Origin of the sequence: Archangium gephyra (assembly GCF_042230915.1) — a bacterium.
GTDB classification, from domain to species: domain Bacteria; phylum Myxococcota; class Myxococcia; order Myxococcales; family Myxococcaceae; genus Archangium; species Archangium gephyra_B.
On sequence record NZ_CP102578.1, the window covers coordinates 10,146,690 to 10,159,063 of the forward strand.

At 71.2% G+C, this 12,374-nt stretch carries 8 protein-coding genes; 3 read left to right on the forward strand and 5 right to left on the reverse strand.

All coding sequences use genetic code 11. The features are described from left to right. Positions 1–29: 29 nt before the first annotated feature. Positions 30–2,186: a polyphosphate kinase 1 gene (gene ppk1 / locus NR798_RS39955; RefSeq protein ID WP_375767828.1), complete on the reverse strand. Its 2,157-nt coding sequence runs from the start codon at positions 2,184–2,186 to the stop codon at positions 30–32. Positions 2,187–2,314: 128 nt separating this feature from the next. Between ppk1 and NR798_RS39960 the strand changes: the two genes are divergently transcribed. Further along, entirely contained in the window at positions 2,315–3,817 is a 1,503-nt protein-coding gene (locus NR798_RS39960; RefSeq protein ID WP_375767829.1) for an HD domain-containing protein, read from the forward strand. Positions 3,818–3,949: 132 nt separating this feature from the next. Further along, positions 3,950–5,170, forward strand: coding sequence for a zinc-dependent alcohol dehydrogenase (locus NR798_RS39965; protein ID WP_375767830.1), 1,221 nt, complete (start codon positions 3,950–3,952; stop codon positions 5,168–5,170). An 11-nt stretch (positions 5,171–5,181) separates the two neighbouring features. On the opposite strand, the gene NR798_RS39970 is transcribed toward NR798_RS39965, so the two are convergent. Next, positions 5,182–6,522: a hypothetical protein gene (locus tag NR798_RS39970; RefSeq protein ID WP_375767831.1), complete on the reverse strand. Its 1,341-nt coding sequence runs from the start codon at positions 6,520–6,522 to the stop codon at positions 5,182–5,184. After that, positions 6,519–8,795 (reverse strand): hypothetical protein, encoded by a 2,277-nt coding sequence (locus tag NR798_RS39975; protein ID WP_375767832.1) that lies wholly within the window; start codon positions 8,793–8,795, stop codon positions 6,519–6,521. The genes NR798_RS39970 and NR798_RS39975 overlap by 4 nt, the downstream gene beginning before the upstream one ends. A 626-nt stretch (positions 8,796–9,421) precedes the next feature. On the opposite strand from NR798_RS39975, the gene NR798_RS39980 reads away from it, so the two are divergent. Continuing rightward, a complete protein-coding gene (locus tag NR798_RS39980) occupies positions 9,422–10,507 on the forward strand; it encodes a hypothetical protein (RefSeq protein ID WP_375767833.1) in 1,086 nt (361 codons plus the stop codon). A 25-nt stretch (positions 10,508–10,532) separates the two neighbouring features. Here the strand turns inward: NR798_RS39980 and NR798_RS39985 are convergent, their stop codons facing one another. Both NR798_RS39985 and NR798_RS39990 read right to left on the reverse strand, forming a co-directional pair. Continuing rightward, a complete protein-coding gene (locus NR798_RS39985) occupies positions 10,533–11,558 on the reverse strand; it encodes an S-adenosylmethionine:tRNA ribosyltransferase-isomerase (protein WP_375767834.1) in 1,026 nt (341 codons plus the stop codon). Beyond that, positions 11,555–12,295, reverse strand: a complete 741-nt coding sequence (locus tag NR798_RS39990) for an SDR family NAD(P)-dependent oxidoreductase (RefSeq protein WP_375767835.1) — start codon at positions 12,293–12,295, stop codon at positions 11,555–11,557. The genes NR798_RS39985 and NR798_RS39990 overlap by 4 nt, the downstream gene beginning before the upstream one ends. Positions 12,296–12,374 lie beyond the last annotated feature (79 nt).

Consider the following 12,374-nt stretch of genomic DNA (forward strand, 5'->3'; position numbering starts at 1 on the left):
ACGGGCCCACCTTTCCGGTGGGGCCGGGCTCAGCTCCCCGTCTGGGGCACCTGGCGCGGGGGCACGGGAGCGTCCGGGGCCGTCGCGTGGCGCAGCGCCTGGAGGGGCTTGGGGTCCGGCTGGTTGTTGCGCCGGGCCAGCTCCATCAGCACGCCCTGGCTGCGCACCGCCGGGCCCTCCCGGCCCACCGGGACGTAGGTGCCGTCCACCTGAAGCCGCCGCGCCTTCACGTTGTCGCGCAGCGCCACCCCCAGCACCTCGTCCAGCAGCCGCTGGCGGATGGCCGGGTCCTCCACGGGGAACATCGTCTCGATGCGGCGCACGAAGTTGCGCGGCATCCAGTCCGCGCTGCTCATCCACACCTCCGGGTGGCTGCCCGCCCCGAAGGCGAACACCCGGCTGTGCTCCAGGAAGCGGTCCACCACGCTCGTCACGCGGATGCGCTCGCTCACCCCGGGCACCCCGGGCCGCAGGCAGCAGATGCCGCGCACCAGCAGCTCGATCTCCACCCCCGCCTGGCTCGCCGCGTAGAGCGCGCGGATGACGGTGGAGTCCACCAGCGAGTTCATCTTCGCCACGATGCGCGCGGGCTCGCCGCGCCGGGCCTTGTCCGCCTCGCGCTGGATGAGCCCGAGCACCTTCTCCTGCAGGCCCATGGGCGCCACGGCCAGCCGCTTCCACTGCGGGGCCACCGCGTAGCCGGTGAGCATGTTGAAGAGCGCGCTCACGTCGTCCGCGATCTCCCCGCGCGAGGTGAAGAGGGACAGGTCCGTGTACAGGCGCGCGGTGGTGGGGTTGTAGTTGCCCGTGCCCAGGTGCACGTAGCGGCGGATGCCATTGCCCTCGCGGCGCACCACCAGCGCCACCTTGGCGTGCGTCTTCAGGCCGATGAGGCCGTAGACGACGTGCACCCCGCTCTCCTCCATCTTCCGCGCCCAGGCGATGTTGTTGGCCTCGTCCAGCCGGGCCTTGATCTCCACCAGCACCGCCACCTGCTTGCCGTTCTCCACCGCCCGCGACAGCGCCCGGGCGATGGGGCTGTCCCCGCTGGTGCGGTAGAGCGTCTGCTTGATGGCCAGCACGTCCGGGTCCTCGGCCGCCTCCTCCAGGAAGCGCACCACCGGATCAAAGGACTCGTAGGGGTGGTGCAGGAGGAGGTCGCGCCCGGCGACGACGTCCAGGAGGGACTCCACGTCGCGCAGCGCCGGGGGCACCGTGGGGGTGAAGGGCTCCACGCGCAGCTCCGGCCGTGCATCCAGCTCCGTGAGCGCCATCAGGTCCGAGGGCTGCAACGGCGACTGCTGCCGGTACACGTCCATGGGCGAAAGCTTGAGGGCCGCGGTGAGCAGGGACTCCATCCGCGGGCCCGCCGAGGCATCCAGCTCCAGGCGCACCGCGGCGCCCCGGTCCCTGCGGCGCAGCTCCTCCTGGATGGTGGAGAGCAGATCCTCGCTCTCCTCCTCGTCCACGTTGAGATCCCAGTTGCGCGTGACGCGGAAGGCGGCGGCGTGCTCGACGACGTAGCCGGGGAAGAGGTCGGCCGCGCACAGGGCGATGAGCTCGCCCAGCAGCAGGAAGGCCAGGCCCTTCTCGGAGGGCATGGGCACGAGCCGGCGGAGGACCCCCGGCACCTGCACCACGGCCAGCGAGGTGCCGTGCACGTTGCGCCGGCGCTTGGGGCCCTCGCGCCGCAGCAGCACCGCCACGTTGAGCGACTTGTTGCGCAGGTGGGGGAAGGGGTGCCCGGGGTCCACCGCGAGCGGGGTGAGGGCCGGGAAGACGGAGGTGGTGAAGTGCGTGCGCGCGACCGCCTTCTGATCCGCCGTCAGCTTGTCGCGTGTGAGCACCGAGACGCCCGCGGCCTGCAACCCCGGAAGAAGCTCCTCCACCCAGAGCCGGGAGGCCGCCCCCACCAGCGCGTGGACACGTTCGCTGATGGCGCTCAACTGCTCGGCGGGCAGCAGTCCGTCCGCGGCCGGCTCGGCCACGCCGCTGGCCAGCTGCTGCTTCAGGCCCGCCACGCGGACCATGAAGAACTCGTCCAGGTTGGAGGAGGCGATGGCGAAGAACTTCAACCGCTCGTAGAGCGGCAGCTCCCGGGAGCGGGCATCGTCCAGGACCCGCTCGTTGAAGGCGAGCCAGGACAGCTCGCGGTTGATGAAGAGCTGCGGATCGTTGAATTCCACGGGCCCAGAGTCTTGCAGGCCCCGGGTGACGTCACGTCACGGACCTGTCAAGAAACCCAGGTAAAGGTGGGCCGCCGGACAGTGGAAGCCGTATCTTTCGAGCCGCAACCATCCCGAGCCCCGAGCCCATGCCCACTTCCCCCCTACAGCCCGTGCTCGCCGCCATCGACGTGGGGACCAATGCCGTCCGTCTGGAGCTGGCCCGGCCGGACGCGGAAGGTTCGCTGGAGACGCTCCACCAGGAGAGAGATCCCATCCGCCCGGGAGAGGGTGTCTTCGCCAGCGGGGAGATGCCCAAGGAGACGGCGGACCGGCTGCTGTCCACGCTGCGGCGCTACGCGGCGCTGTGCCGGCGGCACAAGGCCCGGGTGCGCGCGGTGGCCACCAGCGCGATGCGCGATGCGAAGAACCGCGAGGAGATCGTCCGGCGGGTGCGCGACGAGGCGGGGCTGAACCTGGAGGTGGTGAGCGGCAAGGAGGAGGCGCGCCTCATCTGCCTGGGGGTGTTGCACCGCAAGCCGCCGCACGCGCGCTCGCTGCTGGTGGACATCGGCGGGGGCTCCACCGAGGTGGCCATCGCCACGGGCGAGCGGCCGGATGATCTGTGGAGCCTGGCGCTGGGCTCGGTGCGGCTCACGGAGATGTTCGACGCGGCCGGGAAGGTGACGCCCAAGCAGCTGCGGCTGATGCGCAGCTACGTGGAGGAGCAGCTGCGCAAGGCCATCCCCGAGCGCCTCCCCAACCTGCCGCGGGTGGCGCTGGGCTCCTCCGGCACCATCAACGCGGTGGTGGGCTTCGCGGCGAGCGAGGGCACCGGGCACGTGTCGGTGCGCCAGCTCACGCACGCGGTGGAGACGCTGGCGGAGATGACGCCCGAGCGGCGGCGCAAGCGCTTCGACCCGCGGCGCGCGGACATCATCGTGGCGGGCGCGGCCGTGCTCGAGCGGGTGGCGAAGCACCTGGGCGTGGAGACCGTCACCGGCGTGAACCGGGGCCTGCGCGACGGGCTGCTGGTGGATCTGCTGTACCGGCAGGACGAGACGCGCGAGGATCACTCGCTGGCGGACGCGGCGGTGTCCATGGGGCGGCGCCTGCTCTTCGACGAGAAGCACGCGCGCCAGGTGGCCTCGCTGGCCCTCACCCTCTTCGACGACCTGGCCGCGCTGCACCAGTTGCCGCTCTCGTGCCGGCCGTACCTGGAGACGGCCGCGCTGTTGCACGACGTGGGCAACGCCGTCAGCTACGAGCGCCACCACAAACACACGTACTACCTCATCCACAACAGCGACATCCCCGGCCTGGCGGACCAGGAGCGCGAGCTGGTGGCACGGGTGGCGCGCTACCACCAGCGCAGCCCGCCGGAGCTCAACCACTCGGGCATGGAGGGGCTGAGCACCGCCGAGGCCCGCCTGGTGCGCAAGCTGGCCACGCTGCTGCGGGTGGCCAACGCGCTGGACAGCAGCCACCACCAGCCGGTGAAGGAGCTGCGGGCCGTCAACGGCCGCGACGCGGTGTCCCTGCACTTCAAGTCGCGCCAGCCGGTGGACCTGGAGCTGTGGACGGTGGAGCGCGAGACGGCGCTCTTCCGCCGCGTCTTCGGCAAGCGGCTCGCCCTGCACGTCGGCCGCTAGCCCCGCCGCCCGCCCTCCAGGAGAGGAGCCGCCGCTGTCTGGCACCGGACGGTGCGCGTGCCCACCCCTAGCGGGGAGATTCCGACGCCAGCGCGCTCAGCGACTGGAGCCCCGCGGGGGGAAGGAGCGGCAATGAAGGCAGTCGTCTTTCATGGCATTGGGGACATCCGGCTCGAGGACGTCGCGGAGCCCGTCCTCCAGCAGGACACGGACGCCATCGTCAAGCTGACGGCGAGCGCCATCTGCGGCACGGACCTGCACTTCGTGCGCGGCACCATGCCGGGCATGAGGCCGGGCACCATCCTCGGGCACGAGGGCGTGGGCATCGTGGAGGCGTTGGGCCCGGACGTGCGCAACCTGCGCGTGGGAGACCGGGTGGTGATTCCCTCCACCATCGCCTGCGGCACGTGCTCGTACTGCCGGTCCGGCTATTACGCGCAGTGCGACGTCGCCAACCCCAACGGCAAGCGCGCGGGGACGGCGTTCTTCGGCGGGCCGGAGATGAGCGGGCCCTTCCACGGGTTGCAGGCGGAGAAGGCGCGGGTGCCCTTCGCCAACGTGGGGCTGGTGAAGATTCCGGACGAGGTGACGGACGAGCAGGCCATTTTGCTCTCGGACATCTTCCCCACGGGCTACTTCGGGGCGGACATCGCGGAGATCAGCCCGGGCGACACGGTGGCGGTGTTCGGCTGCGGGCCGGTGGGCCAGTTCGCCATCCTGAGCGCGAAGCTGATGGACGCCGGGCGCATCTTCGCCATCGACTGCCACGCGGACCGGCTGGAGGCGGCACGGGCCCAGGGCGCCGAGGTCATCAACTTCGACGAGGAGGATCCGGTGGAGGTCATCCTCCGGCTGACGGGAGGCATCGGCGTGGACCGGGCCATCGACGCGGTGGGCGTGGACGCGATGCACGCGCACCACGGGCCGGCGGAGAAGACGGCGCGCAAGGAGAAGGCCGAGTTCAAGCGCGAGCTGAAGGAAGTGGCGCCGCACACGAACCCGGCGGGAGAGAACTGGGTGCCGGGTGATGCGCCGGCCCAGGCGGTGATGTGGGCAGTGCAGGCGCTGGCCAAGGCCGGCACGCTGGCCATCATCGGCGTGTACCCGCAGCAGATGCGCACGTTCCCCATTGGCGAGGCGATGAACAAGAACCTCACGCTGAACATGGGCAACTGCAACCACCGCAAGTACATCCCCCACCTGCTGGAGCTGGTGCGCACGGGCGCCGTGGAGCCCACGGAGCTGCTCACCCACGTGCAGCCGCTCACGAGCGCCCTGGATGCCTACCGCTCCTTCGACACGCGCAAGCCGGGCTGGCTGAAGGTGGAGCTCGAGCCCGCCATGCTGACGTGAGCCTCCCCGCCTCAAGAGCGATGGCGCTCGGCGACGCGATAGAGCTGGGTGAGGGAGAAGTCCAGCAGCGCCTGGCACGAGCGCATGTAACGGTGGGCCCGAATGAAAGGAAACCAGACCCGGTTGCCCACGAGCACCTGGGTCTCGTCGAGCTTCTGGCGCGGTATCCACCGGCCGCCGAGGGTGCGTACCAGCACCTCACCCAGGTACGCGCCAATGGCGGGCACCGCGTGCGCCTCGATGTTCTCCCGCAGGCGGCTCTTCGGGAAGTCCTCGCGCCAGAAGTAGAAGTCGACGTCCGTGAGGGATTCGGGCGTCTGCTCGAAGACGGAGGGCACTTGCGTGTGCAGCAGGGCCACGAGGTGCTCGGCGAGGGTGCTGTAGATTTCCAGGGCGCGCCCGGGGTTGTCCACGTCCGGAGGCAGGGCGGAGGAGGCGGGGCGCCACTCCTCGGGCTCGGGGGGTTGCCAGGCGTTGAGCTCGGCGATTCTGCGCTGGCGCTCGTAGCTGGCGGCGCGGTCCACCACGCGTGAGAGGAGCGGGGCCAGGTCCGGGTGGAAGCGGGGCTCCACGGGAGCGAGCGTGGCGCTGCGCTCGCGCAAGGTACGCAGGAGGGTGTCGAAGTCCAGGTCCGGGCGGAGATGGGCGTGAGCACGGGCCTGGGCCAGGCGCGCCTCCTCGCTGGCGAAGTCCGCGGCGGTAGGCCACGTCACCAGGAGGACGCAGCCGTTGGGCAACTCCTCCACCCGGTGTGCTGGCGTGGACAGCATGCGCTCGCGGCCCACGCTCTCCACCAGCTTGGGGCCGAAGACGTTGAGCCAGCACACCTCGTAGATTTTATCGAAACCGTCCCTGTACCAGGTCTCCTTGTCGCGGCCAAAATCGGGAAAGCCCGCCAGGTTCTTGTCATCACTGCTGTGGGCCACGGCATGGGAGACCGGGTAGCGTGAGGCCCAGACGCGTACCAGCTCCACGAAGTGGCGGCAGCGCTCCTCCTCCGCGAAGAAGGAGAGCGGCTTCACATTGACGGTAATGTCCAACTCGGGAGGCCGAGGCGGCAGCCTGAGCCAGAGTGACATGTCCAGCGCGGGCCACTTCGTGCGGTAGAGCCCGCAGTGGGTGTATCTTTCGCTTTCCCGCTCCTCCAGCGCCTTCCAGAGGGCAGCGCGGGAGTATTTACGTTGCCGCTTGCCTTCGACCACATCTGGCATCCACTCGCCTGCGTGCTCCTCGAGCGCTTGGAGGAAAGGTTCCAGCTCACGCTCCCGTGCCGCCTGCGGGTCGAAGGTACCGTCGAAAGTGAGTCGGAGGCGGTCGTCCGTCTTCAGTTCATGAAAGTCCAGCACCTTCATTGGAACGACACCTCCACTTCCGGAAAAACGCTCTTGGTTGCGTTCACGGCCCTATTGAACACTTCTACGTCTTTGGGCAGGAGGGCGTCGCCCTCATAGACGAGGCGAACCCGCTGGACGGGCACCTCGCTGCCCCCGCGGAGAAGGTGCTGGAGGGAGTCCCGGCGGATGTCCAGCGTTCCGCCATACTTCCGCAGAGCTTCTCCGGCATCCTCAGCCATCTGCGCCTTCAAGGCACCTTCCTTCAACCCCGAGAGGTCGCGGCTCTTGAAGCTGAACGTCTCGACGCGAGGAGGTGCTCCGGCAGGCCCGCCCTCCTCGATGACGAGCACATCCGCGTAGCGCAGGCCGCTCCCCGGCTTCCAGACTCCCACGGTCCGCAGGATGCGAGGTTTGACGAAGGTGCCCAGGAAGCGGCGCTCGGCCCGAGGCAGTTTGGCGTCGGCCTCCAGCAACTCCACCATGAGGCGCTCGAAGGCCAGCCCCCGGGCGAACCACCCCCGCATCCGCTCGTAGGGCGCCCAGTGCAGCGGCGCCTCGGCGGCCTTGCCTTGTCTGAGCTCCCGCAGGCGCCCCTCGTAGTAGGCGGCGTACTCCCCCCATCTCGGGTTGCCCTCGGCTCCGGTCAGCGGAGCGTCCGGGGAGGGGCGGTGCTTCTCCAGCACCGCCACGTCCCGGGGGAAACGCGGGCCCGTGGCCTCCAGCTCCACCAGCGCCAGCCGCGCCTCCACCACCTCCAGCGTGAGGCCCGCCCCCTTGTCCACCAACGAGGCCAGTCCCCCACCGTGCTCCGCCGTACCGGCCGCTTCGTAGGGGGCGCGTGCGGCGTCATCCGCCACGGGGGCCACCTGCCCGGAGCCCGTGCGCGCCGTGCTCCCCGCCACGGGCGAGCCCGTGGCTCCGGGCCGGGCCCTGGACATCATCGCCTGGGCCACGTTGCCCCTTGCCTCGTGCAACGCCAGCGCCGCGTCCACTCCTCCCGCCGCCACGAAGTGGGCCACCTCCCGGCGCTCTCGTATCCACCCGGCCAGTTCCCGCGGGCCGTCCGCCCCCAGCTTCGTCTCCACCTGCCGCGCCAGCTCCTGGAGGCCCCGCAGGTGCTGCTCCATGGCCTGGAGCCCGCCGAGCGCGGGCGCTCCGGCCCCCCGGGCCTGGGCCAGGGCACGCAAGCCCTTGCCTCCGGCGTACAGCGTCCCCAACAGCAGCGCGGGTGCCAGCTCGCGCGTGGCCTGCTCGTAGTGTCCCTGGCTGAGGGAGTACGCCCCCTGGCCCGTGCCGGCCACCAGGTAGTAGAAGCCCAGCGGCACCCCGAATGTCAGCGAGTCGAAGGTGCCCAGCGCCACGCTGCCCGCGGAGAAGTGCCGCAGCGCCAGAGCCCGCTCCACCTCGCGGGCGGCATGCTGGTAGGGCGGAGGCAGCTGCGCCCAGCGCCCCACCAGCTCCGTGTAGCGCCCGCCGTCCACCAGGGGGCTGGTAGAGAGCACGTCCCGGGCGGCGCGGCCCAGGCCCCGCGGCACGTCCCCGCCCCGCTCGGCCCGCTCCGGGTAGCGCGAGAGGGGCAGGCCACGTGACTCCAATTCCTGGCGCACCGCGGGCATGAGGGCCAGCGTCTGTCCCAGCAACTTGTCGCCGGCCAGCAGCCGCAGCACCGCGTCCACCTCGTCGTCATGGGCCGAGTGCAGCACGAAGAGGGCGAACACCTCGGCGTGGAAGGGGCCATAGCGCTCGGTGGCGCTCACCAGGAAGGCGACGCGCTTGCGTTGCAGCAGCGCGGCGGCGTCCTCGCGCACCGGGCCCAGGGCCCCCAGCCGCACCGCACTCCACTCGTCCAGGGCCTCCACCAGCCGGGGCATGTCCACGCGCTGCTGCAGGGCGACGTACTCGGCGGGCGAAGTGCAGCTGAGGAAGGGCGCCAGCAGCGCCTCGCCGCCGGAGGAGGAGTCGGGCCAGCCTCGGGGCACCACCTGGCCGCCGCAGGTAGCCGGACCTTGGGAGACAGTGCCCCCGCTGGCCACACCGTGCAGGGCCGTCTCGCCCGCGCCCAACACCGTGGCGTCCGAGCCCAGCCCCCGGGCGCTGCGGCGCCGGTGCAACCGCTGCGGCTCGTCCTCCATGGAAGCGGAGGAGGTGGGCGCCTGGAAGGGGGACGTCTTGGACAGGAGACGCGGACCCGGCGTGACGCAGCCAGGAGTGAGCAGGACGGCCACCAGCAGCAGCACACCCCACCGGGGGGCGCCCGCCGCCGGACGCGGAGTGACACGACGGTTGGACACGTGGCACTTCCCCAGCCCGCCGTGCGCATCAGCCGGGGTGCACGGCTCGAAGCAGAGGGGGAGTCTACCCGCGCCCCCGCGCGGCCCATGGGCCGCCAGACTTGTCATGATGACGAGTGAAGCGCATCGACTATGTAAAACAACATCTCCTTCACTTGTCATGATGACGAGTGGCGTCACCCGGGCGGATCGGGCGCAGGTCCGCTTCAGGAACGGTGGCGCTCGGCCACGCGGCAGAGGCGCGTCCCGGCGGCGAAGGAGGCCCGCAAGGAGAAGGCCGAGCTCAAACATCTCCACGTCATGGAGCTGGTGCGCACGGGCGCGGTGGCGCCCACCGAGCGCCCCTCGCACGTGCAGCCGCTGACGAGCGCCCTGGATGCTGAAAGTGGAGCTCGAGCCCGCCATGCTGACGTGAGGCGCAGCCCCCTCCCGGACCCATCCCTGCGCGAGGATGCCCGTCCCGTGTTGGGGATGGCCGGGAGCGGAGACTCCCGCGGACTCCACTCGTGGGAGAAAGGGTGGCGGGCTGGTACGTGGCTCGCACCGGATGCGCGGCACCATGAGACGCGGCGGCCGCTTCACGAGGGCTGCCCGTCCTGGCGGACCGCTCACCCGGAGAAACCTGGATGGACAGCATCAGTGGAGTCGCGGAGGCCCCGGCCACCGCGAGGAAGCACGGCTCGCTCGTTGGCCTCGCGCCCCTGCTCGGACTGTTGGCGGGAGGCGCGGCCTCCTGGCTGGCCATGTCCGTATATGAAAGCCCCGCGCACTTCCTGGACTGGCATGTCTGGGAAGCAGGCGTCATTTCCGGGGCCTCCACCCTGGGAGCCCTCGTGGCCGCTTGGGGAGTGGGAGCGAAGAGCCAGGGCCGCAACGTTCCCGTGGCGGCGCTCACCCTGGCCGCCTGCGCGGGCTGGCTGGTGGCGCTCCCCCTGTCACTCCGGGACGCCCTCCGCGTGGCCGATGCGCTCGCCTTCGCTTCGGATCCCCAGCCACTCTTCGGCTCGGGATTCAGTGATCCGGCCACACTGCGGCTTCTCGGCGTGCTCCTCTCCGCGGGCGTGCTCCTGGGTACCTCCCTCGGGTTGGCCAGCGCCGCCACCCGTCTGGGACGGTCCAGTTGGAGCGGTCGTCGCCTGGGGCGCGGACTTCTCCTCACCTCACCCGTGCTCGCGCTTCCGCTGGTGGCCATCGCCACCATGCCTGGGTACTTCCAACTGGCATCCTTCGTGGGGCTCCTCTCTCTCCTGGCGCTTGCATTCCTCGGCATTGGAGCACTGGCCGCGCCCACGCTGGCATCGGAAGAACCGCCGGCCCTGCAACTGGCCACTGGCGCATCGTGGACGGCAGCAAGCGGAGTGGTGGCGGGCTGCGTGGGGCTCTGCGCGACGGCCTATGCGGCGGCGTGCACGGCGATGAGCAACGTGAACCCCGATGATCTGCAGTTCCTCATGGACGAGAACACCCATGCGCTCGGCGTGATGATGAAGGTCCTGGGCATTGCCCTTCTGGCCTGTGGCATTCCGCCGGTCATCTTCGGGGCCCTCACCGTTCGCCGGGGAGCCAGGGGTGCCGGCCTCCTCGCTGGGGCGTTCGGGGCACTCCTGCTGGTGGCCTCGTTGTTGGTGGCGGATGGGCTGACCGCGAAGTTCATCGATGACCAGTTCCAACAAGGTGCGCCCCACCCGTTCGACATGCTCGGAAGGAAGTGAAGCCGGGGCGCCCCCCCACCCCGGCTCACGGCTCCAGCAGGAGGCACGAGTCGCCGAACTCGTGCCCCAGGTAACCGCGCGCCTCCGCGAGCACCGTGGCGGCGCGCAGCAGCTCCGCCGGGGCGAAGGCCTGCAGCAGGGTGAAGTGGCTGGTGCCGGGCTCGTGCATCCCGGAAAGCAGCCCGTCCACCACGCGCGGGACAAAGCCCGGGCCGAGCAGCAGGTCCGTCACCCCCCCCCCCGGCTCCAGCCGCCCTCCCGCCTGCGCCGCGCGCCCTTCCAGCGCTCGCACCACGGTGGTGCCCACCGCCACCACCCGGCCGCCCGAGGCCCGCGTGTCCTGGATGGCCTCCACGGTGGCGGCGGGCACGTCGAAGCGCTCGGGAAGGGGGAGCGCGGCATCCAGCACGGCGTCTCCTGTCGAGGACAGCCCCGCGGCATGCGTGAGCGAGGCCAGCCGCACACCCCGGCGCTTCAACTCCAGCAGCAGCGCCCAGGTGAGGGGCAGCCCCGCCGAGGGCGTCTCCACCGCCCAGGGCCGCGCGGCATAGGCCGTCTGGATGTGCCAGAGCGCGAGCGGGCGCTCCACGTGCGCGTACTGCACGGGCCGTCCGGCGCGGTAGAGCGCGGCCCACAGCGCGGCCCCCTGGGCCTCGAACGTCACGCGCAGCAGGCGCGGGGACGGAGGGAGCACGGCCACCACGCGCGCGCCCAGCCCACCGAGTACGAGCCGCTCGCCCGGGGAGACGGGCGGAGGCAGGGGCCGGTCCTCGGTGCGCGTGCGCCAGTCCCCCGCGCCGAAGAGGACGGCGGTCCAGGTACCCTCCTCCTCGCGGGCCACGAGCCGCAGCTCGATGGGAGCGCCCGCCTCCGTGTGACCATGCAGGGCCGCGGGCAGGGTCGCGGCGTCATTGAGGACGAGCAGGTCGCCCGGGCGCAGCATCCGGGGAAGCTCGGCCATGCGGACATCGTCGAGGCGCCCGGCGCGGGGCGCGATGTGGAGCAGGCGTCCGGAGTCCGGATGCTCCCGGGGCCAACGGGCGGCGTTCATGCGGCCTCCGGGCGTCCCAGCTCGACGCGCGCGGCCTCCAGGCGGGCACCGGACGGGTGCGCACCAGCGGACTCCACGAGCGTCACGAGGCGCGCGGCCACGTCCCGCGGGCGCGCGAGGGTGGAGGGGTCCGCCTCGGGGACGGCGTCGCGGTGCATGGTGGTGTCCATCTCCCCGGGGTCGACGTTGAGGAAGCGCACGCCCGTGCCCTCCAGCTCGGCGGCCCAGATGCGGCCCAGGTGCTCCAGGGCCACCTTGGACACGCCGTAGGCGCCCCAGCGCGGGTAGGCCGCGACAGCGGCATCCGACGTCACGTGCACCACCACGCCCTCGCCCCGCAGCACCATGGCGCCGGCGATGGCCTTGGTGAGGCGGAAGGGTCCCACCAGGTTCACCTCCAGCACGTGCCCCAGGTCCTCACACGCGGTGTCCAGCAGCAGCGGCAGCGGCGTGGGCCCGAGCGTGCTCGCGTTGTGCACGAGCACGTCGATGGGTCCCACCAACGCCGAGGCGGCGCCCACCAGCGGATGGATGGACTCCTTGTCTCCCACGTCGGCGGCGAGCGCATGGGCCTCGTACCCCTGGGCGCGCAGCCGGGAGGCCACCGCCTCCATCTCGTCCGCGTTGCGCGAGACGCCCACCACCCGCGCCCCCTTCCGGGCGAAGGTCTCCATCAGCGCCTCGCCGAGCCCGCGGCTCGCTCCCGTCACCAGTACGGCTTTTCCTTCGAGCTTCATCGTGTCTTCTCCTTGCACAAGGAGTACGCGCGAGGTGCTCATCCGTTGGTGGCCGTGCCAATGCATTGGCAGAATGCCA

Bases quoted from the DNA above. Each gene is read 5' to 3' on its own strand.
- NR798_RS39970 (WP_375767831.1), bottom strand. From the start codon at position 6,522: ATGAAGGTGCTGGACTTTCATGAACTGAAGACGGACGACCGCCTCCGA.
- NR798_RS39960 (WP_375767829.1), top strand. From the start codon at position 2,315: ATGCCCACTTCCCCCCTACAGCCCGTGCTCGCCGCCATCGACGTGGGG.
- NR798_RS39965 (WP_375767830.1), top strand. From the start codon at position 3,950: ATGAAGGCAGTCGTCTTTCATGGCATTGGGGACATCCGGCTCGAGGAC.
- NR798_RS39980 (WP_375767833.1), top strand. From the start codon at position 9,422: ATGGACAGCATCAGTGGAGTCGCGGAGGCCCCGGCCACCGCGAGGAAG.
- NR798_RS39990 (WP_375767835.1), bottom strand. From the start codon at position 12,295: ATGAAGCTCGAAGGAAAAGCCGTACTGGTGACGGGAGCGAGCCGCGGG.
- NR798_RS39985 (WP_375767834.1), bottom strand. From the start codon at position 11,558: ATGAACGCCGCCCGTTGGCCCCGGGAGCATCCGGACTCCGGACGCCTG.